We start from the raw sequence: 25328 nt of genomic DNA on the forward strand, positions 1-25328 counted from the left end.
GGCGGCGCCGGCGGGGCAGCCGGCACCGGGGGTTCCGGTGGCTTCGGCGGCACGGGCGGCGCCACCGTCGTGACACTGGCCGGCGGCAAGCTCAGCAACAGCGATGGCGTCGGTGGGGCTGGAGGGGCCGGAGGGGCGGCCGGCCAAGCCGGCCTCGGCGGATCCGGCGGCGCCGGAGGGGTGTTCGGCCGGACCGGCGCCCACGGCGCAAGCGGTGTCTCCGGCGACGACGGTGGCGAGGGCGGCGACGGCGGAGACGGGGGACTGGGCGGCCGGCTGCCGCTGATCGATCTGAACTCCGCAAGCCCCGCCCAGGCAGAACTGGCCGCCCTGATGAAAATGCTCGGGCTTCCGATCCAGGAGGCCACAGGCATCCAGCTCGAGGACGCGCAGGGACGGCTGGTCGGCCCCCTCAACGATTATCTCTACAACACGGTGATCGGATCGGCCATCTTCGACGTCGGCAACACCTTCTCGTCCTCGACCCTGCCCGCCCCGGTCCGCGAGATCGTGATCCTCTCGGTGGGGGGCCAATGGGGCTCGGACTACGAGCTCTACGCCCACGAGATTGCGGCGCGCCTCTACGGGGTGCCCGAGGACGCGATCGCATCCTTGACAAGCGGGCAGGCACCCGTAGGACTGACCGGCGACCAATTGATCGCCGCCCAGTTCGTGCAGCAACTGGTGTCCACCTATCACGTTGACGATGCTCTTTACACCGCCGCGGAAGCCGCATTCGGCCGGGCGGGCGTCGTCGACATGGTGAACCTCGCCGGTGTGTACCTCGGGGTGTCCGCGACGCTCAACGCGTTCGAGGCCCAGGGGCCAACCCAGTACGGGCCGGGGGTTGCACCCGTGCCGACACCACCGTCACCCGACGGTGGGAACGGGCTGGGTGGTCGGTTGCCGTTGATCGATTTGGATTCAGCGGCCCCCGCGCAGTTGGACCTGGCGGCGCAGATGAAGGCGATCGGTCTTCCGATCCAGCAGGCCACGGGCATCGAGATCGTGGACTCCCAGGGACGACTCATCGGCCCCCTGAACGCCTACCTCTACAACCCCGTGACCGGCGGGGCGGTCTTCGAGGTCGGCAATACCTTCTCGTCCTCGACGCTGTCCCCCGCGGTCCGTGAGATCGTGATCCTCTCGGTCGGCGGACAGTGGGGCTCGGACTACGAGCTCTACGCCCACGAAAAGGTCGCCCGCCTCTACGGTGTCCCCGAGGAGGCGATCGCATCGTTGGCGAGCGGGCAGGCACCCGTGGGACTGACCGGGGACCAGCTGGCCGCCGCCCAGTTCGTGCAGCAGCTCATCTCCACCCACCATGTCAGCAACGAGCTCTACCACGCCGCCGAGGCGGCATTCGGGCAGACGGGTCTGGTCGACATGGTCAACCTGGCGAGCACCTACCTGGGTGCATCGGCACTGCTGAACGCGTTTGAGGTGCCAGTTCCGGCCACGACGCAGTAACCGCTGCTCAGCGGTGATCCACGACGGATGCCCGCGCTCCTCTCGGAGGGGTGCGGGCATCGTCTGCGCTGCTGCCGCTGCGCGGAGCGTGTCTGTTCAGGGCAGGGTCACCCCGTCAGGTGTAGCTGCGAACGAACGCGTCCACACCGTCGACCAGGATCTCATCGACCGCGTCCCACGCTCCGGTCTCCGTGGGATCCAGGCTGTCGAGCGCCAGTTGAAACGTCAGCGCGACGAAATGCTGTGCGGCGCGATGCGGACGGTCGGTCCTGATGGCCCCCTCGTCGGCGAAGGCCTGCATGCGCCGCACGAAGAGCTCCCTGGGCGCGTTCGCCAACGAACGGGGATTCCGCCGCCAAGGCGTGCACCGGGTCGTCAGATGCCGGTAGTCGGCGTAATCCGAGGAAGGAAACGCCTCCGTGGCCACCCGGCGCGCAAACGCCAGCAGTCCCGCACGCAAATCACACCCTGCGGTCAACTCTTCTTCCAGTGCGGCCTCGATGGTGATCGTCAGATTCTCGGCCACCCTCTCCAGTACCGCCGAATGAATCCGCTCCTTGTCGCCGAAGTGGTCGTACACGGTCCTCTTGGAGACCTCGGCCCGCGCCGCGATGGCATCGACACTCGTGAGTTCGTAGCCGTCTCGCACGAAAAGATCCCGTGCCGCATCGAGGATGGCGACCCGCTTCTGCATCGAGCGGCCTCGCCGGCGCGCGCCGTTGGCCGTTGTCGTCATGCACGCAATCCTCTCGACCATTACACAAACCCTAAACTAAACTACTCGGTGCAGTGTAGTCTGCCGCCATGAGCAGAGCTGCTCCGGTCGTGAAGACGGCCTGTGACGTGGACTCGCCGCAGCACCCGAGAGTGCGCGCTGGCGCGCGTCCTGCTCACCTCCGCCATCTTCTCGATGCCGCCTTCGCACTGAGGGACACCGGGAGATGACCATGCGCGACGGCGCGGTCACCCTGAGCGACCCCGGTCGCTCGCCCTCGTCAGAGGACCAGGCCCGGCGCGACGCCCTCGCGGAGTTTCTTCGTGCGCGCCGGGAGTCCCTCCAGCCGGAAGACATCGGCATCCCCCGCCGCGGCCGTCGGCGTGTCAAGGGGCTGCGCCGCCACGAGGTCGCCGATGCCGCGGCCGTGAGTCTCACCTGGTACACCTGGCTTGAGCAGGGACGTGACATCCGGGCGACCCCGCAGGTCGTCGAGGCCCTCGCGCGTGCCCTGAAGCTCGATGAGAGCGGGCGCAACTATCTGCGCCGCTTGGCCGGTGTCACGCCGAAGACGATTCGGTTCGGCCGGCCGCACGTCGGCGACAGTCTGCTCACCCTGGTGGACGCTCTGATGCCGAACCCCGCTCAAATCATGCTTCCCGCAACGGATTTGCTTGCCTGGAACCGAGCCTACGCCGATCTTTTCGTGGACCCGTCGACGTTGGCGGCCGAAGACCGCAATGCCCTGTGGATTCAAGTGATGCGCCCCGAGATGCGGCACCGCCTTGCGAACTGGGAAGCCGAGACACAGCTGGCGACCGGACGGTTCCGGGTAGAGGCCGCCAAGTATCCGGGAGATCCGCGTTTCCGCCACGTCATCGACAGGCTCAGTCGTGAAAGCGGCTTCTTCAGGAGCGTCTGGGAGCGTCACGAGGTCCACGATTTCGGCGACGAGGTGAAGGCGCTCGAGCATCCCGAGGTCGGCGAAGTACGTTTTCGTGTCGTCAAACTACGACCACTTGATCATCCCAACCTGCTGTTGCTGGTCCACGTGCTCGACGATGACGAGTCTCGGACACGTGTGAATCGTCTTCTCACACCCTGAGCGCGGCAGCTCACCGACCCGGTGGGACCAGCATCGACTGCCAGGTCTTGTCTCGGGCGTCGCGCGCCAGGTTGGACTGTGTGTAGAGGTGGCCGTCGGGACCGACGTAGGAGCCGGTGGCGGGATCGTATTCGGCGATCGCCACCGGCGGCGCAGCCTCAGGATGCGGGTCTGCCGACGGCGCGGCACCGGTGTGGGGGGGCGGCGCGCTCGGCGCCGACCCCGAAGGAAGACGAAGTTGTGGAATGCCTTGGCCGGACAACGTGGCGTTCGGATCCCCCTTCCAGTTATAGCCGTCGTTGAGTGGCACGTACTCCTCGTCGCTTTCGCACATCTTCGCTGTCGGTGCGCGTTTGCCGGGCTTGCCCACGCAAGGAAGGTTCCGCGCACCGCGGACATTGAACGGACTGTCCTGAGGCACCCGGCAGTACAGATCGCCCTCAGGGCGGTCCGGGGAGTCTTCGAAGGCGAAGGCACGTTGTTGGCTGGGCGGCAGGTACCCGGTAAGGCACGGCGGCGGAATGTTGAGATTCAGAGCGAACGAGGTGAAAACCCCCGCGTAGGGGCTCGGGTTGCTCAGGTTGGGGACGAGCGCACTATCCAGGATGGCCACCGCCTGCGGAAGCAGAACCAGGAGCTGTTCGATGCTGGGGTGGTAGACGACACCGACGTCGGCGATGCTCGTCAGGTTGGCCAGCAGGATCGGCAGGGTTGGTTGCAGTCGTTCGAACAGTTGGCGGCCTTGGTCGGCCGCCTCCGGTCCGTTCTGCAACACCCCACGCACCGCTGCGTCCTGGGTCTTGAGTTGACCGGCGATGCTGGCCACGTGAGCCGCCCAGGCGCGAATGGAATCCGATGTGTCGCTTTGGGTGTCGAGGACCGGCTTGGCCTGGTCGATCAACTTTGTCAGAGCCGGAAGGTTTGCATCGGCGTCGATGGCCAGGGTGGTCGCCCCCTTCACAAGCCGCGCCAAGTCCGGCCCGAGGCCAGCGAATGCCTCGGCGCCCTCATCCATCACTGTCTGGAGGTTTTCGGGAGGGATCGCTTCCAGTCCCCGGTTGGTCTTGTCCAGCAGCGAGTTGACGTCCGGAGGTACCGAGGTCCGGTCGAGGGGGATGACGTCGCCGTTGCTCAGCGGCGCTGTATCCGCCCCGTTTCGGGGGACCAATTCCACGTACTGCTCACCGATCGCCGAACGGCTGTGCACCTGGGCATTCAAATCCGCCGGGATGCGGATTCGAGCGTTCAGCGAAAGAACGGCCTCGACACCCGTGTCGGTCATCCGCACGTCGGTGACACGTCCCACCTCCTGGCCGCGATAGGTCACGTTGCTCGATTCGTAGAGCCCGCCAGTGGTGGACAACTCCATCACCACCTGGTAGCGGCCGATGCCAAACAGCAGGCTGGGCACACCGATGTAGCCGATGCTCATCACGATTCCCGCGATCAGCGACACCACCGTGAAGACCAGCAGCTGCAACTTCAGTCGTCTTGTCAGCCTCATGTCAGCCGCCCTGGTGTGTCTGATACGGCACAGTCAGCGGGTTGCCCGCGGTGTATGGGCTCGGCATCTGCCCCAAGGTCCGTCCCCATTGCATCTCGAGTTCGGTCAGGTCGCCCTCCCAGCGGGTCCCGGTGAAGAATCCTGCGTCCAGACGGCTGAGGGTCAGGTCGAAAACACCGGTCAGGTTGACGTAATCCCCGCGGAAGAAGTTGCCGACATTTTCCTTGACGAACGGGAATGTCGTCAGAAAGCTCAGGGAGCGGACCATAGCCGGGCCGGCGTTGGCCAGCGACTCCAGCACGGGTCCGATATCGTCCAGTTCCCGCGCCAGATTCTCTCTAGTGTGGTTCACGGTGTCTGCGGTGAGAGCACTGAATCGACCAAGTTGATCGAGGGCGTCGACCAGTATCTGGCGTTGATCGCTGAGCACTGCCAAGGCCTGCGGGATGGTTTCCAGGGCCTTGTCCACGACGGTCTTCTGTGCCGCGATCTGGCCGGCGAGTTCGTTGACGCTGTCCGTGGCGTTGATGATCTCCTGGGTCTGGGATTCGACATTGCCGATAAAGACGTTCAGCTGGCCTATCAAGCTTCGCAGGTCGTCCTCGCGACCGCCGAAGGCGGTGCTCAACGATTCAGTGATGTCTTGGAGCTGCCCGATCCCCCCACCGTTGAGAACGAGCGAGAGCGTGGCAAGGGTCTGCTCCGTCGACGGGTATGCGCGGCCTTCGGATAGCGAAATGAGGGAACCGTCGTGGAGCTTCCCTCGCGGTGGAGCGTCTTTCGGGGTGGCCAGCTCGACGTGTAGCGATCCCAGCAGGCTGGTTTGGCCGATAGTCGCCGTCGCATTCGCCGGCAGTTCCACGTCGCCGTTGATCGTCATCGTCAGCAACGCATGCCAACCTTGGCGTTCGATACCGGTGACCGTCCCGACGTTGACGTCGCCAACACGCACGCGTGAGTTCCGTTGGATGTTGCCGACGTCGGCCAGCTGAGCCGAAATCGTGTAGGAATGCGGGCCCCCACCCTCGGTTCCGGGAAGGGGCATGGAATTTGCTCCGCGCCAGTCACATCCGGCAGCTCCAGTAGTGACGCACCCTACCATGAGCGCGACCGCTGCCAGCCGCTGCCGGTTCATGACCCGCCTCCTTGCGGCATCATCATGTCTTGCAGATTCGGGCCGCCCGGCATCTCCTCGGCGGGTGGTGCGGGCGGCGCGACCGGAGCAGGCGCGGTCGTCTGCTCGTCCGTCGACTGACCCGGAGGAACGTAATCGGGCCGCAACCAATCTTCGCTGTAGGTGATCTCGTTCGGGCGAGCGAAGGCGCCGACGACGGGGTTGACACCGAGCGGGGGAAAATTGTACTGGCGGTTTTTCACGATCGGAGCGAGGTACTGCACGCACAACTTGGCCGACTGTTCGGCGCCCAGCCGAGATGCCGCCTCAATGGCACCGCAGAGGAACTGGATTGGGTTGGCGAAGTTGTTCAGACTGAAGGCACCGGCGAATCCGCCGACCGCGGGTGGATAGATGTTGACGAAGTTGGCCAACTGTGTGGGCGCCACGTGCAAGGTCTGTTTGATGTCGTCGATGCTTTCGTGTAACGCGTCGCTGATCGAGGCAAGCCTCTCCGAGGCGATACCGATCGGTTCGCGGTTCTCGACGACGAAGGCGTTCACATCGGTGACGGCGTCATTGATATCGGCCACTGCCTGGCCCACCTCACCGGATTGATTATCCAGCAGTGCAGTGGTTTCCGCCAGGTTGTTGTTCAGAGCCCGCATCACGTCCCTGCTGTCCCGCAACGCCGACACGATGAGCGAAAGGTCGTTGATCGTCTCGAACAAGTCGTCACTATGGTCACCCAGCGCTGAGAACGCCTGCGACAGTTTGATGATCGTCTCGCGGATGTTCGCGCCCTCACCACGCAGGTTGTCAGCGGCCGTGTTAACGAATGCACCAACGGTGCTGACACCGCCCGGCTCGGTGGGTTGCAGGGCCTCAACGAGTTTCTGCAACTGTCCGCGCAGGTCGTCCCACTCGACGGGAACTGCCGTACGCACCAGGGGGATCACCGCTCCGTCCGCCATGGCCGGTCCGCCTTCGTAGGCCGGCACCAGCTGGATCGCTCGTGCGGAGACCAGGGATGGCGAGAGGATGACGGCCTTGGCCTCGGCGGGAATCTTGACACTGTCGTCGACCCAGAAGGTGATCTTGACCCGCTCCGGCTGGGCCTCGATCGTATCGATCTGCCCGACCCGCACGCCGAGCACCCGGACGTCGTCACCAGGATAGATCCCGGTGCTGTTCGAAAAGTATGCAGTGAGGTGAGTTCTGTTGGTGGCATCCGAGATACGGACGGCCGTCACAAGTCCCCCGATCAGCACCGCGACCAGCGCGACGGCCACACCTAGCGTCCATCTTCCCTTTGTCATTGCTGGTCGCCCGTACGGTCCTGTCCGCCGGCCCGGGGCGGCTCCGGTTTCGGCGTGGAGGGCCCCGGGACCAGGACCGGGGCGTGCGTCGGCGGAGACTGCACGTCGGCGGGCGGCCCCGGCGGCGGCCCACCCGGCGGAGGCGCGGGCAACGGCTCGCGGTAGGGATAGCGGGGATCACCAGGCTTCCCGGTGATGGCATCGGGCAACGTCAAGCGCGGATCGCCGCCCTGACCGGTACGCGGATAGGGCACCGGAAGCCCCGGAGTGCCCGGCTGACCTTCCGGCGGGTCGGTCAACTGTGAAGGCATGAGGACGTTGGGATCCAAACCAAGGTCGGAAAAGGCGGCGTCGACGAAGGGTTGAATAAACTGCCCCGGAGGCAGATTGGCGACATGACCCTTGAAGAACGGCCCGGAAGCGATTGACTCCCCCAACGACATCGAGTAGCCGTTGAGCTTCCTGATCGACTCCTGCACCTTTCCTTTGCGATTGTCGACGATCGCAAGGACGCCGTTGAGCTTGTCCAGCGCGGGTTTGAACCGCGGCCGGTTCTCGTCGATGAATCCCTTGATCTGCCGCGCGACGGCGGAGATGTTCCCGGAGATCTGGTCCAGTGACTGGCTTTGCTGGCGTAGCTGCGCGAGCAGTACGTTGGTATCGGCGATCAGTTGGACGATCTGGTCGCTTCGTTCCGAGAGCACCCCGGAGACCTTGCTGACATTCGAGAGCAGCGAGCGTAGCTGTTCATCGCGTCGGTTGAGGGTCTCGACGAAACGCGAAACGCCCTGCACCGCGACGCGCAGTTCAGACGGTGTGTCGGAGAAGGTCTGGGCGAGGGTCGCCAGGGACTTGGACAACTCGCCGGTGTCGAGTCCGTTGATGGTCGTGGAGAGGTCGCCGAGCGCGTCGGCCAGCTGGTAGGGCGAAGTCGTGCGCTCAATGGGGATGGGACCGGTCAACCTACCTTCACCGCGTGGCTCCACTTCGATGAACTTTGCACCCAGGATGGTCTTCGTCTTGATCGCCGCTTCGGTTCGATCTCCGAGGGGAAGATCCTCGTCGACATCGAAGGTTACGAGTACTCGCGCGCCGTCCAGAGAGATGCTCGATACCTGGCCCACTCTCAGGCCGGCGATCTGCACCGGAGCGTCCGGCTCCAGCCCTGCGGCGTCGGCGAAATATGCCGAGTAGTCCTTGCCCCCATCGATGAAGGGCAGGTTGTCGAAGTTGAGGGTTGCTAACAGCATTGCGCCCACCGTCGCTGTACCGACGACGCCGACGAAAACGGGATTGCGTTCGGTCATGGGTCTCATTTGGGTGTACACCTCCCCGAGGATTGACCAGCAGCCTTGATATAGACCGGCTGACCGCCTTTGCCATTCACCTTGAAGATCACTTCGCAGACGTAAAAGGAGAACCAATCGCCGTAGAGTCCCTGGCGTCCCAGTTTCTGGTAGGCGTCGGGAAGGGTGTTGAGCAGGTCGTCGACGTAGTCGCGTTCGTTGAGGACGATGCCTGCGGCTCGGTCGGTCTGGTCGGTGATCTTCTGCAGCGCCGGCCGTGATCGCTTCAGCAGGTCGGCGAGCGCCCCAGCCGCGGCGTTCGAGTATGCAACCGAGTTGACGACATCCTCCTTTCGTTCGGCCAGCTTGCCGGTGAGGGCCGCGAGTGCATCGACCGCTTGACCGAACTCGGCATTACCGTCGGCGAACGATCCGAACACCACATTGAGGTTGGTGATGGCCTGCCCGATCAGCTCGTCATGCTCGGCCAGTGTGTTGGTCAGATCGGCAGTGTGCGTCAGGAAGGAGCCGATGGTGGCACCCTGCCCCTGAAAGGCCTGGATCAACTGCGATGCCAACAAGTTCACCTGGTCGGGATCCAACGCACGGAAAAGTGGACGGAATCCGCCGATCAACGTATCGAGATCCAGCGCGGGTTCGGTACGCGAGAGCGGTATGACACCCCCCGGCGCGAGAGTTTGCCCTCCGGTGGGTCCCTCCTCCAGTGCAAGATAGCGTTCGCCGTAGAGATTGTCGTATCGGATAACGGCACGGCTGGCATCATCGAGGCGCACGGAATCATCGACGCTGAAAACGACATTCACCGTCGCATTTGGTTGCATCGCCAGCGTCTCGACCTGACCGACCTCCACACCGGCAATGCGGACGAAGTCACCGCCCTTGAGTCCGCCGACATTGGTGAACTCGGCGGTGTAGCTATAGTTCCTGTCGAAACGCAGATGTCCGAAGACCGCCACGAGCATAAACAGGCCCAGGAGGCATACCGACGCGAATGCGACGAGTCGCCAAATCGTCCCGCTCAGGCTATCTCTCATTGCACTATCCGTCGCCGGTGCACAGGGTCCTCCGTCCCTAGGTCGTTCTACGGTCAAGCTGATTGGTCGGTCACGGTGCACCTGCCGGTTCCGGCGGTCTCGGCAGGGGTGTCGGCTGCATCCGTGCGGGTACCGCAGGGTTGAACGGTTCCGAGCCCGGAGTGGCGCCGGGCTCGCGCGGCGCCCCCGGCGGCGGTGCCGGTGGAAGACCCGGATAGAGGGGCGTGCCATCGGGTGCATACAGCTGTGCGCCGTGGGGCGGCGCGCCGGGGTAGGGGATCGGCCCGGGCGCGCTAGGACCGATGTTGCGGACGCTGGGTGGCTTGGGTATCCCGCGTGTCACCGGGAAGTAATTGGCCCAACCCGGAAAGCCGATGCCGGGGTTGACCCGGATATCATTCCCGGTGCCCCAGCCGGTGTTGGTGATCAGCTGACGTACTGGGAATTGTTTGGTGACGTCGGGCAACGAACCGCACCCAGGCTTGCCGTCGGGTCCTCCCTTGGCGCCGACGATCGGCAGATTCCTGGGGTAGCGGTAGGGATCCTGTCCCCACGTCAGTGCGGCGTCGAGGACGATGGAGTACCCGTTCCCGCCGACGTACTGCCGTCCGCCATTATCCAAGAACCAATTGGCGCCTACCAGCAGGCAGGTTAGTGACGAGCTGTACTCCTTGAGCAGCGCGGTGGTCGGCTGGAGCGCATCCACCGTATGGACGAGATTGTCCTTGCTGGCACCAACCAATTCGACTCCGCTTCGCGCCAGACCGGTCACGTTGAGCAGCAGGGCATCCAGGTTCTTCGCATTCTCGTTCAGGCTGCTCGCCGTTGTAGTCAAAGAGTTCAGTGCCGCGAGGATGTCCTGGGCAGCGGCGCCGTAGGCATCGCTGAAGCCTTTCAGCGATTGCCAGTCGCGCCGCAGCGTCTCGCTACGGGGGTTGACGGCCAGCAGAACGTTGTTGGCAGCGCTGACGGCTTGCCCGATGACCGGGCCCCGGCCTCGCAGCCCGTCGGCCCACGCCGACAGGATGGCGTTGAGCTTGGCCGGATCGACCTTGTCGAGCAGGTCGACAAGGTTCTGGAACACCGTATTCACCTCGGTCGTCACATTGCGTGACGCCACCACCTGTCCCGCTCTGATACGTTGCGGGGATGGATTTTCCGGGTCGATCAAATCGACGAACTTGGCGCCGAAAACCGTGTTTTCGGCGATCTGAGCCCCCACGTTTGCCGGGATGTACTTGACGTATTCGGGGTCCAGCTCCAGTTCCAGCGCGACGGAGTCCGCGCCGGAATTGACGCTGGCGACGCGGCCCACCTCAAGCCCACGCATCTTGACCTTGGCACCGGGTTCCATGACCAACCCGGCGCGATCGGAAGTCAGAACGATCGGAACCGACGACCTATACCAGCCGCTGAACAGCGCCGCCGTGGTGAACACCACGGCGACAAGGCCTACCAGCATCGCAGCGGTCCACCAGGCCGGGTGAATTCGGGAGGCGTGATTTGTGGGCACGGTCGTCATCCCGACAGGTTGAAGTTGCCGGACTGCCCGTACACGGACAGAGAGATGACCAGTGTCACGAACACGACGAGAATCAGCGAGGCGCGGACAGCTCGACCGACCGCCTCGCCGACACCGGCCGGCCCCCCGGAGGCGGTGAAACCGTAGTAGGTGTGGATCACCATCACCGTTACCGCCATCGCGATTGCCTGGATGAAGGACCACACCAGGTCAAGGGGGTTCAGGAAGGTGGTGAAGTAGTGGTCGTAGACACCCGTCGACTGTCCGTAGATCGCCGTCGTCCCTACCCGGGCCGCAGTGAATGACATCAGCACCGCCACGCAGTACAAGGGGATGACCACGATCATGCCCGCCAGCAGCCGGGTCGAGGCCAGGTACGCGACGGACCGGACTCCCATGACCTCGAGTGCGTCGATCTCCTCTGCGATACGCATCGCGCCCAGCTGGGCGGTGGCACCTGCTCCGATGGTCGCAGCCAATCCGATACCGGTCGTCAACGGGCCGATAATTCGCACGTTGAGGTATGCGGAGGTGAATCCGGTCAGCGCCTCCACACCCACTCCGGCGAGCATGTTGTATCCCTGCACGGCAATGAGTGCTCCGGCGGACATGGTCAGGAATCCGACGATCACGATGGTGCCGCCGACGACAGCCAGGGCGCCGGTACCCAGGCTCATCTGGGCTATCTGGACGGCGACCTCGGTTCGATAGTGCATGACCGCATCACCGATCGACCGAATGGTCCTTCCGTAGAACTCGGTCTGGGTCCCGATCCGGTTCCAGCCTTCGGCGAAACTGATCGCAGCCCGTCGCAACCGGGGCATACGACTACTCGGAATACTCAGGGTCACATCGTCGCCTTCACGCCGATAGCGGTTATCACCACGTTGATCACGAACAGCGCCATGAACGAGAAGACCACGGTCTCGTTTACCGCGGTGCCGACCCCAGCCGGTCCGCCACCGACGGAAATCCCCTTGTAGCAACCGATAAGCGCCGCTACGAGACCAAACATCCCCGCCTTGGTCAGCGATATGGCGATCTCTGGCAGACCCGTGAACAACGTCATGCCGGCCACGAAGGCACCCGGGGTGACGTGCTGAATGAACACCGAGAAGAAGAACCCGCCAACCACGCCGACCACCGCGACCAAAGAATTCAGCAGCAGCGCGACAACCACGGTCGCCAGCACTCTGGGCACCACCAGCGCCTGCAGGGGGTCGATGCCCATCACTCGCATGGCGTCGAGCTCGTCGCGGATGGTGCGGGCACCGAGATCCGCGCACATCGCGGTCGCGGCGGCTCCCGCGACCACGAGCACCGTCACCAGCGGGCCGATCTGAGTGACCGCGCCGAATGCCGCACCCGCACCGGAGAAGTCGGCAGCACCGAATTCGATCAGCAAGATGTTGAAGATGAAGACTGACAACACGGTGAACGGGATCGACAACATGATGGTCGGGAAGATCGAGACCCGAGCCACGAACCACATCTGAAAAATGAACTCACGCCAGGCGAAAGGGGGTTGCGGCGCTATGATCGCGGTGTCGACAGCTGTGGCAAAGAATCCGCCGACCGCCCGCATCGGATTAGTGAAGCTGTCTGTCGCGGCCAACGTCTCCCCTCCTTTGCCGGGCAACCCCGTTGGTCGAATTGATTCGATCTGATCTCATCGTGGAGCCGAGTTCAGCACGGCTGCGAGCAAAGCGACGATGCCTCAGATTTCAGATGGTGAGCGGCGCTGGTGGCAGCAGCCCATGACTACTCTCCGCTACCGCTGTTGAGGTTGACGCTGTTGAGGTTGACGCCGTTGATCCTGGCTACTTCGCGGTGAATTCCGAGTGCCCAACGGCACCAAAGAGGCCACGGGGAGGCTCAGGTCACCGCCAGCAACACGTCGGCTCTCTCCCCGACGGCATCCGTGTCGGTTCCGGTCGAAAACTGAGCAGGACAGTCCGCGGAAGAACCTGCTCACGATTCGACCGGAGCCGACAATCCGCCCGCGGCGGCTCGGGGATTAGATTAGGTGTCGTGGTGTCGGACTGAAGACCGGGTCGCGTTTCCAATTGCCGGGCGAGCCGACGCGGTCACGTCGACGGCCGCGCCTGCGCGTAGAGCCGGCCGGCCTGGTAAGAGGAGCGCACCAGCGGTCCCGACAGCACCGCGGCAAAGCCAAGCTCCTCAGCGTAGGTCCCGTGCTCGCGGAACTCCTCCGGATCGACCCAACGTGACACCGGATGGTGCCTGGGCGTGGGACGCAGATACTGGGTAATGGTGACGATGTCACAGCCCGCCTGCCGCAGATCAGCAAGCGTGGCGCGCACCTCCCCGGGCGTCTCGCCGAGACCCAGTATCAGGTTGCTCTTGGTCACCAGGCCTTCCTCGCGGGCGGCGGTGAGGACCGACAGGCTTCGCTGATAGTCAAAGCCCGGGCGGATCCGTCTGAAGATTCGGGGCACCGTCTCAACGTTGTGCGCCAACACCTGTGGGCGTGTTGCGACCACCGTGGCCAGCAGGTCGGGCCTGCCATTGAAGTCGGGGATCAATAGCTCCACCCCGGTGCCGGGGTTGAGCCGATGGATCGCACGTACCGTTTCGGCGTACAACCATGCCCCGCCGTCGGGTAGGTCGTCGCGGGCCACCCCGGTGACCGTGGCGTAACGCAACCCCATCGAGGCCACGCTCCGCGCCACCCGGCGGGGCTCGTCGCGGTCCACCTCGGCGGGCCGGCCGGTGTCGATCTGACAGAAGTCACAACGCCGGGTGCACTGCTGCCCCCCGATCAGGAACGTGGCCTCGCGGTCCTCCCAACATTCATAGATGTTCGGGCAGCCCGCCTCCTCGCACACCGTGTGCAGGCCCTCCTGCCGCACGAGCGCCTTCAGCTCACCGTAGTTCGGGCCCATCCGTACCCGGGTTCTGATCCAGGGTGGTTTGCGCTCGATCGGTGTTCGGGCGTTGCGCACCTCCAGACGCAACAACTTCCTGCCTTCGGGAGCCGCGGCGCCACCGACATCGGAGTTACGAGAGACAGTCATTGCCGCCTAGGTGATCTTCGCGATCGGACTGTTCTGGGTGATGCCCTGATCTTCGGCCACCAGCAGCGTGATCGTGCCCGATTCGGGTGCGACGATCTCCATATCGGCCTTGTCGACGGCGACTTCGGCAATCAGGTCGCCCTCGGCTACCTCATCACCGTCGGTGACGAACCACGTCGAGACCACCCCTTCGGCGTCTGGATCGTTCTCGGACATCGCAGGGAACAGAACCTCGGCCATGTTATTTCCTCAGCATCTCGATGATCGCGGCGCGGATGCGCTCAGGTGTAGGCAATACGGCCATCTCCAGGGACCGTGCATACGGCAGCGAACCGTCCGGGACACAGACCCGTACCGGGGGTGCCTTGAACAACGACGGGTCGCGTTCGCTGATCCGGCTGATGATCTCTCCGGAGAGCCCGAACGACTCGTAGTCCTCGTCGACGACCAGCAACCTTCCGGTCTTGCTGACCGACTCAAGGACAGTCTGGGTGTCCAGGGGTACAAGGCTGCGTAGATCGACGACTTCGCAATCGATTCCGTCGTTGGCCAACTCATCGGCCACGTCGAGGGCGTGGTGCACGGACAACGACAATGTGACGATGGAGACGTCACGTCCCGGTCGGACGACATTGGCTTTGCCCAGGGGCGTCTCATATGACTCGCGGGGCACCGGACCGAGGGCTCGGGTGGTCTTCGACATCCAGGACAGGCCCATGATGCCCTTGTGGAACATGTACACCACCGGGTTGTCGTCACGGATCGCCGCGATCATCATGCCTTTGGCATCCGCAGGTGAGCTCGGGACGACGACCTTCATTCCCGGCAGGTGGGCGAAGGTGCCCCACAGGCATTGTGAGTGCTGTCCGCCGTCGGAGTAGCCGCCGCCGACCGCCGTGGTCAGCACCATCGGGACCCGCACGTTGCCACCGGAGAAGAAGTGGATCTTCGCCATGTGGTTGTAGATCTGATCCATACAGACGCCGAAGAAATCAACGAACATCAGCTCCGCAATCGGACGAAGACCCTCGATCGCCGCCCCGACGGCCGCCCCGATGAATCCAGTCTCTGAAATGGGGGTGTCGATGATCCTCTCCGGACCGAAACGGTCCAGCAGTCCGGTGGTCTGTCCGAAGACACCGCCGTATTTGCCGATGTCCTCGCCCAAGGCGAACACGGTCGGGTCACGTTCCATCTCGGAGGCGATGGCCTCGGCTATTGCCTTCGAGACGGTGAGCTTTCGGGTCGAGCGTTCGGTAGTGGTCATGATCGACTTCCTGTACGGGGTGGCCGGGATCTAGGCGAATTGATAGTCGAGCGCGGTGGTTGGTTCGGGCTCGGGAGAACTCTTGGCGAACGCGATTGCACCCTCCACACGGTTGACCGCCCAGTCGGTGATGTCGTTGACGACGTCATCGGTCAGAATCAGGGCGTCACGCAGGGTGCGTTCGTACGCCGGTATGGGGTCGAGGGCAGCGACCCCCTCCAAGTCGGGACGGTAGACCTGCGGATCGCCTTCGAAGTGGCCCCACAACCGCAGTGTCTCTGCTTCGATCAGGGTTGGTCCCTCGCCATTGCGGGCCCGGGCGATGGCCTCTCCGGCGGCCGCGTGGATCGCCTCCACATCGTTGTCCTTGACCAGCACACCCGGGATCCCGTATGCCACCGCACGATCGGCGTTGGAGTCCACACAGGTGGACTGTGTCTTGGGCACCGAGACACCCCAGCCGTTGTCCTCGATGATGAATACGACCGGTAGTTTCCACAACGCTGCCAGGTTGAGTGATTCGTGGAACGCGCCCTGGTTGGCCGCACCTTCACCGGTCACCGCGATCGCGACGCGGCCTGCGCCCTCTCGTTTGAATGCGAGCGCCATACCGACGGCGGTCGGCAGTCCCTCGGCAATGATGCCCGAGCAGGAGAAATGTGTCTCTTCATCGAAGAGGTGCATGTGGCCGCCGCGGCCCCTACCCAGGCCGTCGACACGGCCGAAGATCTCGGCCGTCATCCTCTCGAGGTCGACTCCCTTGGCCAGCGCCCAACCGTGTGGACGGTGCGGTCCCGTCACTGCGTCGTCGCGACGCAGGTGCGGACCGAAGCCGGCTGGAACGGGTTCCTGGCCCGTGCACAGGTGCATCTCACCGGGGATCTGGCCCTTTGCGATATCAAAGCTGGGTTTCTTGTCAGCGTGATACTCGCGGAGGATCGCCTCCTCGTACGTACGGATCAAATGCATCATCCGATAGAGCTCGAGTCGTACCGCCTCGTCCATGATCTGGCTCTCCTTTGGATTGTGTCTTCTTTCAGATTCGGGATGGCCCCACGCAGCCGCAAACCCGGTGATTTCAAATGGCTGGCAGGGCATGCAGCACAGCACTGTCGGCGCTCGCCCTCATGCCGAGGCCGCGGTCACCACCGTTATCTGCCGGTACAGCGATTCGCCCTCATCCAACGGGGCGAGTGCGTACATGGCGAAGAGTTCTGCCGCGGTTTGTTTCAGTGAGCTCCAGCCATGCGAACGCAGGCGCTGGGCTGCCGCGCTGCTAGGCCGCATGGGGCCTGTCGCGGCAGAATCAACCCGACTCGCGGAAACCGGGTTGTTCTCGCCCCGTACCGTCGCCACCCGGGCGGCGATTTGGCCCACGTCCTCGACCACATCCGCGGCAAACCTACTTCCCCGTGAGCTGAGCGCGGCGACCTCGTCCAGTATCCGCATCTGAACGGTCGCAGGCAGATAGGGCAATAGCCCTTCAGCACACCACATTGTGGGCCGGGTCGGATCGAGGCCACGCCGGCGGAGTGGCGAGGTCCAGTCACCGCGCAGATCGACTCCGACGGTACGCCGGTCTACTCGCGGCTCCACCCGTAGTCGGAGCATCGCCCGGTTCTTGAACTCGACGACCCCTTGCCGATCGACTTCGTACACGGTTACGCCGCTCAACCACGGCAGCCGGTAGGCTCGCGAGTCCAGTCCGGCTCCCAGGATCACCGCTTGCCGGACGCCGGCCGCTTGACCGGTGATGAAGTAATCGTCGAAGAACCGGCTGCGCGCGGCGACCCAGTCCACCATCCGCGGTATGGCGAAGCCGGATTCATCGTCCATACCGCTCTGTTGAGCGAGGCGGGTGAGGAACTCGACACCGACAGCGTGCACCAGGGGCTCGGCGAAGGGATCGCTGACCAGTGGCTCATTCCTTCGGCCCGCCACGGCCCGTGCGGCGGCCGCCTCAGTAGCGGTGAGACCGACACCGGCTGCCGGGTCCCAGCCCTCCTGATCGTTGTGTACCAACTTTCTCCTTTCCGCAGGCAGTGCAGCCGATGGTGAACCCGCCGCGGGTGTGGCTACGCGGGCCGCACACCGGGCTTTCGTACCGCAACGTCTCCGTGAACCCGTGCCTGGCAAGCGAGCCGAACCTGTCGGCGTGCGCGCAGGTGGGGCGACAGCAACTCGAGCGTGTTCCGCTCCTTGTCTCGCATCGCCGAGAGGTTCTGACCACCCGATAGAACCTCGGCCCAGCAAACGGAGCAAGTACCTTCACCATGGCAGAGCGTCGGCCATCGGTAGCCGCGTCGCTCCGCGGCTCCCATCACCGTCTCGTCGGCCGCCACCTCCAGCACTAGCCCGACCGGTTCGATCACCACCGAGACGCTCTGCCTCGCTGCACGTTCCGCGCGCCCGATCACCGCGACAAGTAGTCCGAAATCGCCCTGTGCAGATTGCTGACATTCCCATCCGGCCGGCCCCAGACCGGGCCTCGGTAGCCGCGGGAGTGCACGCCGCGCTGCCACACGGGCAGATTCGTGAAGTCCTGGGTCAGAACCGTGCCCCACGCCTTGGTGTCCCGCCAATCCTCGTAGAACTCGGTTTCCATCGGTGGACGCTCAGCACCCTCGGGAAGCAATTTGAGGTAGTACACGTCGAAGAGGCACTGCTCATGGTTGAGTCCGTTCGGCCGCATCCTGAGGATCAGTGCGTTCCCGGCATTGCAGGGAATCGTGAAGTTGGGAAAAACATTCCACAGCTCGCCGGCAAGAAGCTCCGAGTCGTCATAGGGATTGAGGTCAATCCCTTCTGCCTCGGCCTGCTGTCGCCGGATGCTCGCGAAAAATGTACCCATGGTGACGTCCTCGGGCAACGACTTCAGTGTGTCCAGAAGTGAGTTTGCCAGTGACACGTCCTCTTCGTTGTAGTAGTCGGCCTCAGCGAGGTCGGCCATCAGCGCCATCAGGACTTCCTCCCGGTCTCCGGCACCCTCACCGAGCCGTGCGCTGGGCTTACCCATGTTGCCCGGCTTGATCCGGTGCATCCCATGGTCACCGTGCTGCTCGTAGATCATCCCGGTGTCGTCGAGGTACTGCAGTGCCTGCGGATGGGTGCCCACCGCGTGATAGGTCTCGATGAACGCCTCATGGCAGAGTTTCCAGTTCGCGTCGATGACGGTGGTGCGCAAGCGCGTGCACACCATCTTGTCGATCCCGTAGTGCTCGACGTGTGCGCGTACGGGGCCCAGATATTGGTCCAGCGGGATAGCCCCCGGATCCATGTTGATGAAGACGAAGCCGGCCCATGTCTCGACCTTGCACTCGGGAAGATGCAGTCCGTCCGGTGCGACGGCCTTCGAGTCGAAGTCGTGGGGGTCAGTGACCTCTTTCAGCGAGCCGTCGAGGTTCCAGCACCACGAGTGGGAGCGACAACGGATTTCCGAGCACGTTCCTCTGCCCTCCTTCAACCTCATCCCTCGGTGTTGACAGGCATTGTGGAGCGCCTTGATCTGACCGTCAGTACTGCGAACGATCAGGATCGACTGGTCGCCGATTTCGTATTCGCAGAAATCGCCGGGCTTCTCGACCTCTTCGACGCGGCAGGCGACCTGCCAAACCCGGGTCCACAGTTTCTCGGCTTCCAGACCGGCGAAGTCGGCTGAAATGTATCGATCCCTGATCCCGAGTTCTGCTCCCTTGCTGCGGTACTCGTCGTTGCGCATCCTCGGCTGTGCGGTTGATGTCATCGAATCTGTCCTCCTCGTTGGATTACCGTTGCCCGCCGCCAGAATGCGACAGCTCGAAGGTGGGTCGATACCCAGTGCACCCCTGCACGGATCCTGCTGCAAATAAGTGGGTTTCATATATGTGACCGCGATGCGCGTGCGGTCACTCATGGATCACCCGCCGCGACGCTCGTGGGCAATGACCATCTCACATTTCCGGCACCCGAGGGCCACCGACCGCCGATCGACATCATCGCGCCGACTCGGGATCGAGTTCTGCTGTCAGGAAACGCCCAGCAGTTCTGCCGCAGTACCACCGAAAAACTTGGCATCTTGTTCGGGAGCGACCCCATTCATACTTGCGCGGAATGTCGTCAACGGCTTATTCCAGCCCTCACTGTGCGGCCAATCGCTACCGAACATCAGGTTCTTACCGAACGCGGTGTCGAAGTAGGCCGTGATGGGCTCCATCGGATTTACCGTGCTGCGAAAATGGTCCAGCAGGTACTCGCTCGGCTGGCGCTTGAGCTGCACCGTGTGCCTTCGCGCGATCGCCTCGTAACCGTAGGATATGTCCAGGCCCGGGCCGTTGACCACGTTGCCCGTGCTGCCGGGGATACCTTCGCTGGCGCCGATCAGCGGAGCGATCCACCCAGCGGTCAGCTCGACCGTGGCGAACTTCAGTGAAGGAAACCTGTCAAACACGCCGTTGAGGATCAAGTCTGCGGCCGCGACTTGGACGCCCAGGTGGGAGAAGGTCATGTCGAGCGCGGTGAACAAGGGGTCGCCGGCGTCGACAAACCAGCCCTCTTCCAGACCGCTGGCGCGCACGTCGGCATCCTGAATATGGAAGACGGGGACAATACCGTTGTCCACGAACGCCCGCCACGCTCGGTCGTGGTCTGGATGTGACATCCGACGTCCGTCCACGAGGCCGTACGACACGAATGCGGACTTGATACCGTTCTTGCCCAGGTAAGCCAGTTCGTTCTCCAGCCAGTCCAGGTTGCCGCCCCGTAATGTGACATGTCCCGACGGCTCCAGACGTCCCCCGCCCTCCTGCCGGACGGCGACCGCCCACCGGTTCCAAGCGGTCAGGTTGGCCCGGATGATATCCAGACGGTCGTAGACGTATCGCCCCCACACTGCGCCGAAGTGCGGGAGTAGGATCGTCTTGTCGATTCCGAGTTCATCCAGTTGCTCGACCCGAGCCTTGGGCTCAGTGCAAGCCGCTGGCATATCGACGACATAGTCGATCTCGGCCGGCTTTCTGTCCTTCCAGTTCTGCCACGGCCCGAAGAACGACACGAAGCCGTCCTCTGGGACGGTCTTGGCGTAGATGAACATGAGCTGGTTCGTCGCCCTGGACCACAGCCATGGATAGCCGAGTTCGTCCCGAGTCATCTCCAGGGCGAGATCCTTTTTGTCGGGATCGCAATGATCCATCCACATGTTCGGATACTCGAATAGGTGCTGATCGAAGTCGAAGATCACGATGCCCTCCAGGTGTCGCTTGCGCCGGGTAGCCGGGATTGTTGGCTGCTGTTGTCAAGCTAGCTGCGCGCAGGTGTGTTCAAAACGGGCGAGAGTTCAGATAGCGCGATTTAGGCCTGCTGTTCCGCGCTCGCCGCGTTTCGTGACTTTGACGCGCCGTTTCTGCCTTCAGCAGTGCAGTTTTCGGGCACCGTGAATCTGGCCTCACAACCCGATGCTCCGCCCGATGAGATCCTTCATGATCTCGGTGGTCCCGCCGTAAATGGTCTGGATGCGCATGTCGACGTAGTCCTTGGCAACCTTGTACTCGTTCATGTAGCCGTATCCGCCGTGGAGCTGGAGGCACGCATCGACGACGCGCTTGGCCAGTTCGGTACACCACCACTTGGCTTTGGCAGCATCGACCGCCGTGAACTGCCTGTCCAACACTGCTCTCAGGCAGCGGTCCACGTACTGCTCGGCGATATCCAGTTCTGTGTCGAGTTCGGCGAGCACGAATCGGTTGTGCTGAAAACTACCGATACTCTGACCGAACGCACGACGATCCTTGGCGTATTGAAGTGTCTGATCGAATGTTTCCCGCGCCCCGGCCACCGCGGCGATGGCAATCGACAGCCGCTCAGCCGGCAGGTTTGCCATCAAATGGTAGAAACCCCGATTGACCTCGCCGAGCACGTTGGTGGCGGGCACCCGAACATCGTCGAAGTGCAGTTCGGCAGTGTCCTGTGCGGGCTGGCCCATCTTGTCCAGTTTGCGGCCCCGTTCGAAACCGGGCATACCTCGTTCCACGACCAGTAGCGTGAATCCCTTGTGCCCGGCGCCGGGATCGGTGCGCGCGACGACGATGACGAGGTCACTGTTTATGCCGGCTGAGATGAATGTTTTTGACCCGTTCAGAATCCAATCGTCACCAGCGCGCACTGCGGTCGTCCGGATCCCGGCCAAGTCGCTGCCAGCCCCGGGCTCGCTCATCGCGATGGCCCCAATCAATTCTCCGGTTGCATAGCCCGGTAACCATCGTTGCTTCTGATCGGGCGTCGAGAGGTCCTTCAGATAAGGGCCGACGATGTCATTGTGCACGCTCAACGCGGGGGTGAGGAAGCCGAACCTGGCCAGCTCCTCGACGACGACCGCGTTGAACCGGAAGTCGTCGGATCCTCCCCCACCGTATTCCTCGGGCATGTTGAAACCGACAAGACCGTAACGACCTGCCGCCAAGTAGGCGGACCGGTCGACGATGCCCGCCCTTTCCCACGTCTCGGCGTTCGGTGCCACTTCACGGGCGACAAACTGCTTGGCGGTTTCGCGCAGCTGTTCATGTTCGATCTCGAAGATGTTTCTTTTCAACGGTTTCCTTTTCGAAGCGGCGGCAACGGAATGCGAGGCCGTTAGGCCGGCGCACGGGCATGCTCAGCACCGTTGTGATCGGTGTGTTCCTAGGGTTAGGTGCCCGCGGGCTCTCGGCATTCTCCGCCGACGTCATTCGGCGCTTGATTATCGCCGGGAAATCGATAGTGCTCGAACCGTGACCGCAGTGTCTTCTTACTGAACTTCCCGACGCTTGTTTTGGGCACGGCATCGATGAATTCGACGGCGTCGGGCAGCCACCATTTGGCTACGCGAGGTTTGAGATGCTCGATGATCTCATCGACAGTCAACGACTCTCCCGCTTTGACAACCACGCATGCCAGTGGCCGTTCGACCCACCGCTCATGGCGGATGGCGATCACCGCAGCTTCGGAGACCTTGGGATGAGCCATGATTTCGTTCTCCAGCTCCACCGAGCTGATCCACTCGCCGCCGGATTTCACAAGATCCTTGGTCCGGTCGACCAGAAGCAGGGAGCCGTACTGGTCACACACACCGACGTCACCGGTCCGCAGCCAACCGTCATCGGTGAACGAGGAACTGTGATCCGCGCTGTGGTAGTACGAGCTTGCGATCCAAGGGCCGGCAGCTTGCACCTCTCCGCTGCTGCTGGCGTCCCAGGGCGCTTCTGCGCCCGTGTCCGGATCCACCAAGCGCAGCTCAACGAGGGGTATGGGCAGGCCCTGCCGAGCCAGCACTTCGATCCTCTCCTCGGCGCTGAGGTCGTCGTGGTGGCTACGGATATAGGACACCGTGGCAAGGGGGCTGGTCTCGGTCATGCCCCACGCCTGGGTCAGCGGCAAGCCAAGGGCCTGCCGGTAGGTCTGCAAGAGGGACTTTGGAGCGGCGGACCCGCCGCTGAGGACGAGGCGCAGCATCGTGAGGTCGTACTCTTCGAGAAGGGGGGCGGCCCCCATCCAGATCGTGGGAACCGCAGCTGCCACGGTGACCCGGTGATCGGCGAGCAGCCCGAGCAGTGATCTGGGGCTCGAGTTCGGTCCGGGCAGCACAAGACTTGCCCCGGTGAGAAGAGCCGCGTAGGGCAGTCCCCACGAGTTGACGTGGAACATCGGCACGATCGGCATCACTACATCACGCTCACAGAGCCCCAGTACATCCGCCGTCAATGCCGTCACGGAGTGCAGCAGGATGGAGCGGTGCGAATACACCACGCCCTTAGGATGTCCCGTCGTTCCGGACGTGTAGCACATCGCCGCAGCGGCATTTTCATCGTCGATCTCGAAGGCCCCCTCATAGGGCACACTGTCGTCGAGCAGCTGTTCATAGCGCAGCACGCCAGGATGGTCCGGAACCTCGTCATCTGATCCGTCGTCGATGACGACGAAGTATCTCACGTCCGGCATCTGTTCCGCGAGCGGCCAAAGCACGGCGATCAGTGAGCGGTCGACGAACACGACCTCGTCGCGCGCATGGTTGACGATGAACACGATCTGATCGGCGAACAGCCGAACGTTTACGGTATGCAGTACCCGACCAGTGCACGGTGCGGCCAGGTAGAGCGCCAGATGCTGCCGGGTATTCCAGCAGAAGGTCGCTACCCGAGATCCCTGACCGATACGCAGGTCATCGAACACCGTCGCCAGCCGCCGCACTTCGGCACACACGTCGGCGACCGTGGACTCCGATACCGTCCCTGCAGCAGTGCCGGTGACGACCTTCTTGTGGCCGAAATGCCGTTCCGCCCGATGGAAGATGTGCGGTATTGCAAGGGGGCGGTTCTGCATTAATCCTTGCACGACAATCCTTTCCGACAGAACGCTGGTCCGACATTAAGCGGGCAGCGCAATGGATTTGGTCTCCAGGAACTCTGCGAATCCGTCGTGTCCGAGTTCACGGCCCAGCCCACTCTGCTTGTAACCCCCGAACGGGGTGTCCGCAGCCAGCCACACACCGCCATTGACACCCACGGTGCCAGTGCGCAGTCTGCGCGCGATGGACATGGCGCGCTCCGCGTCGGCACTGTGCACGGCTGCCGACAGGCCGTAGATGCTGCTGTTGGCGATCCGCACTGCCTCGTCGTCATCCTCATAAGGGATGACCGACAGAACCGGACCGAAGATCTCCTCTTGCGCGATCACCGCGTTCGGGTCGACATCGCAGAACAGGGTGGGTTCGACGTAGTAGCCGACTGCGGGCGAATCGGGGACGCCTCCTCCGACGAGGAGCCGCGCTTCCCGCTTGCCGGCCTCGATCATGGCAAGGATTCGCTCACGTTGGCGTGCGTTGATCACCGGCCCCACCACCACCGCCGGATCCGTCGGGTCGCCGCAGCTGAGCTGTTCGAATGCTGCCCGCGCGACGGCGACACCCTCGTCGTAGCGACGCCGCGGCAGCAGCAACCGGGTGGTCAGTGCGCATCCCTGACCGGCGTGTGCACACACGCCGGCGAAGTCCGCGGCCAGTGCGGGCAGATCCGCGTCGTCCAGAACGATGTTCGCAGACTTCCCGCCGAGCTCCAGGCATACCCGCGTGAGGTGGTCGGCTGCTCCGGCCATGATGCGCTTGCCGACTGCGGTGGAGCCGGTGAAGGTGATCATGTCGACTCGGGGGTCCTTTACGAGCGCTTCTCCGATCAGCGGATCCGCTGCAGTGATGACGTTGACGACGCCCGGGGGGATATCGGTGCGCTCCGCGATGATCCGGCCGAACTCTGTACCGCACCAGGGAGTGTCTGGTGCCGGCTTGAGCACGACGGTGCACCCTGCAGCCACGGCCGCCGCCACCTTGAAGATATTCAGTGGCAGCGGGTAGTTCCAGGGAGTGATCGCCGCGACGACGCCCACCGGCTCGCGAACAACGGTCCGATGCGACGTCACTGCGGCAAGGGTGTCTCTGGCGGCGATCTGCGTCTCGTACGGATAGTTGGTGGCGAGCTCCGCCCAGTAGGAGACCGAATCGAGAATGGTGTCGAGCCAGATCGAGTGGGTGAGCGCGATAGGGACACCCGCCTCCCGCACGAGGACGTCGCGAAGGAGTTCCTGTTCAGTGCACAGCGCCTCGTGCAGCTGACGCAGGCAGTGCGCCCGGAAGTGGTGGTCGCGTGACCACGACGACTCGTCGAAGGAACGCCGCGCGGCACCGATGGCTTCGTCGACGTCCGTGCGATCGGCGTCAGGTGCCTCGCCGATGCATTGCGCGGTAGCGGGATTGACATTCGGGTACGTTCGACCCTTCAATCCACCGCGAAGAGCTCCGTCAATCAGCATGCCCGCCATCATCGTCCATTCAGATCGACCACGCCCCAACGTGTCTCAGTCCTAGTTTCGTTCTGCTGCATAAGTATCCCAATCGGTAGCGAACGGAGCACAATGCGGTGCGCGGTGCGGAGA

The 25328-nt window shown here is 63.4% G+C and carries 22 protein-coding genes; 2 read left to right on the top strand and 20 right to left on the bottom strand.

Translation table 11 applies throughout. From position 1 onward, the window contains the following. Positions 1–1470: carboxymuconolactone decarboxylase family protein (locus tag CSR00_RS31570; protein WP_099023603.1), on the top strand; the 1470-nt coding region annotated here is incomplete at its 5' end. Positions 1471–1585: 115 nt separating this feature from the next. Here CSR00_RS31570 and CSR00_RS17025 read toward each other — a convergent pair. Beyond that, entirely contained in the window at positions 1586–2206 is a 621-nt protein-coding gene (locus CSR00_RS17025) for a TetR/AcrR family transcriptional regulator (RefSeq protein WP_099023604.1), read from the bottom strand. Positions 2207–2411: 205 nt separating this feature from the next. Here CSR00_RS17025 and CSR00_RS17030 point away from each other — a divergent pair, with 205 nt between their 5' ends. Continuing rightward, on the top strand, positions 2412–3290 hold the full coding sequence (locus tag CSR00_RS17030) for a helix-turn-helix transcriptional regulator (protein WP_099023605.1): 879 nt from the start codon (positions 2412–2414) through the stop codon (positions 3288–3290). A 10-nt stretch (positions 3291–3300) separates the two neighbouring features. On the opposite strand, the gene CSR00_RS17035 is transcribed toward CSR00_RS17030, so the two are convergent. From CSR00_RS17035 to CSR00_RS17125, 19 genes are all read right to left on the bottom strand, one after another. Further along, the gene (locus CSR00_RS17035) at positions 3301–4794 is read right to left on the bottom strand and encodes an MCE family protein (protein ID WP_099023606.1); all 1494 of its coding nucleotides are present in this window, start codon (positions 4792–4794) and stop codon (positions 3301–3303) included. A 1-nt stretch (position 4795) separates the two neighbouring features. Next, positions 4796–5929 carry an MCE family protein gene (locus tag CSR00_RS17040; protein WP_099023607.1) on the bottom strand — a complete coding sequence of 378 codons (1134 nt, stop codon included), beginning with the start codon at positions 5927–5929 and terminating at the stop codon, positions 4796–4798. Continuing rightward, the gene (locus CSR00_RS17045; RefSeq protein WP_099023608.1) at positions 5926–7227 is read right to left on the bottom strand and encodes an MCE family protein; all 1302 of its coding nucleotides are present in this window, start codon (positions 7225–7227) and stop codon (positions 5926–5928) included. The genes CSR00_RS17040 and CSR00_RS17045 overlap by 4 nt, the downstream gene beginning before the upstream one ends. Next, positions 7224–8543: an MCE family protein gene (locus CSR00_RS17050; RefSeq protein WP_099023609.1), complete on the bottom strand. Its 1320-nt coding sequence runs from the start codon at positions 8541–8543 to the stop codon at positions 7224–7226. The genes CSR00_RS17045 and CSR00_RS17050 overlap by 4 nt, the downstream gene beginning before the upstream one ends. Then, the gene (locus CSR00_RS17055) at positions 8540–9568 is read right to left on the bottom strand and encodes an MCE family protein (protein WP_099023610.1); all 1029 of its coding nucleotides are present in this window, start codon (positions 9566–9568) and stop codon (positions 8540–8542) included. The genes CSR00_RS17050 and CSR00_RS17055 overlap by 4 nt, the downstream gene beginning before the upstream one ends. Before the next feature lie 70 nt (positions 9569–9638). After that, positions 9639–11090, bottom strand: coding sequence for an MCE family protein (locus CSR00_RS17060; protein ID WP_099023611.1), 1452 nt, complete (start codon positions 11088–11090; stop codon positions 9639–9641). Continuing rightward, positions 11087–11941, bottom strand: a complete 855-nt coding sequence (locus tag CSR00_RS17065; protein ID WP_099023612.1) for an ABC transporter permease — start codon at positions 11939–11941, stop codon at positions 11087–11089. Before CSR00_RS17065 ends, CSR00_RS17060 begins: the two co-directional genes overlap by 4 nt. Beyond that, on the bottom strand, positions 11938–12705 hold the full coding sequence (locus CSR00_RS17070; RefSeq protein ID WP_099023643.1) for an MlaE family ABC transporter permease: 768 nt from the start codon (positions 12703–12705) through the stop codon (positions 11938–11940). Before CSR00_RS17070 ends, CSR00_RS17065 begins: the two co-directional genes overlap by 4 nt. A gap of 472 nt (positions 12706–13177) precedes the next feature. Then, entirely contained in the window at positions 13178–14128 is a 951-nt protein-coding gene (lipA, locus tag CSR00_RS17075; RefSeq protein WP_099023613.1) for a lipoyl synthase, read from the bottom strand. 6 nt (positions 14129–14134) lie between these two features. After that, positions 14135–14368, bottom strand: coding sequence for a biotin/lipoyl-containing protein (locus tag CSR00_RS17080; RefSeq protein WP_099023614.1), 234 nt, complete (start codon positions 14366–14368; stop codon positions 14135–14137). 1 nt (position 14369) lies between these two features. Continuing rightward, on the bottom strand, positions 14370–15395 hold the full coding sequence (locus CSR00_RS17085) for an alpha-ketoacid dehydrogenase subunit beta (RefSeq protein WP_099023615.1): 1026 nt from the start codon (positions 15393–15395) through the stop codon (positions 14370–14372). Between the two features lie 30 nt (positions 15396–15425). Further along, on the bottom strand, positions 15426–16400 hold the full coding sequence (locus CSR00_RS17090) for a thiamine pyrophosphate-dependent dehydrogenase E1 component subunit alpha (protein ID WP_099023616.1): 975 nt from the start codon (positions 16398–16400) through the stop codon (positions 15426–15428). Between the two features lie 120 nt (positions 16401–16520). Next, the gene (locus CSR00_RS17095) at positions 16521–17417 is read right to left on the bottom strand and encodes an SAM-dependent methyltransferase (RefSeq protein ID WP_176562109.1); all 897 of its coding nucleotides are present in this window, start codon (positions 17415–17417) and stop codon (positions 16521–16523) included. Between the two features lie 53 nt (positions 17418–17470). Then, positions 17471–17917 (bottom strand): 2Fe-2S iron-sulfur cluster-binding protein, encoded by a 447-nt coding sequence (locus CSR00_RS31815; protein WP_407662464.1) that lies wholly within the window; start codon positions 17915–17917, stop codon positions 17471–17473. Then, entirely contained in the window at positions 17809–19137 is a 1329-nt protein-coding gene (locus tag CSR00_RS17105) for an aromatic ring-hydroxylating oxygenase subunit alpha (RefSeq protein ID WP_176562110.1), read from the bottom strand. The genes CSR00_RS31815 and CSR00_RS17105 overlap by 109 nt, the downstream gene beginning before the upstream one ends. A gap of 261 nt (positions 19138–19398) precedes the next feature. Further along, complete coding sequence (locus tag CSR00_RS17110; RefSeq protein WP_099023619.1) at positions 19399–20610, bottom strand: amidohydrolase family protein; 1212 nt, start codon at positions 20608–20610, stop codon at positions 19399–19401. A 204-nt stretch (positions 20611–20814) separates the two neighbouring features. Next, positions 20815–21957 (bottom strand): acyl-CoA dehydrogenase family protein, encoded by a 1143-nt coding sequence (locus CSR00_RS17115; protein ID WP_099023620.1) that lies wholly within the window; start codon positions 21955–21957, stop codon positions 20815–20817. Between the two features lie 95 nt (positions 21958–22052). Beyond that, on the bottom strand, positions 22053–23723 hold the full coding sequence (locus CSR00_RS17120) for a long-chain fatty acid--CoA ligase (RefSeq protein WP_176562111.1): 1671 nt from the start codon (positions 23721–23723) through the stop codon (positions 22053–22055). Positions 23724–23768: 45 nt separating this feature from the next. Further along, positions 23769–25214, bottom strand: coding sequence for an aldehyde dehydrogenase family protein (locus tag CSR00_RS17125; RefSeq protein WP_099023645.1), 1446 nt, complete (start codon positions 25212–25214; stop codon positions 23769–23771). Positions 25215–25328: the final 114 nt, after the last annotated feature.

Source organism: Mycolicibacterium palauense (genome assembly GCF_002592005.1).
GTDB lineage: Bacteria > Actinomycetota > Actinomycetes > Mycobacteriales > Mycobacteriaceae > Mycobacterium > Mycobacterium palauense.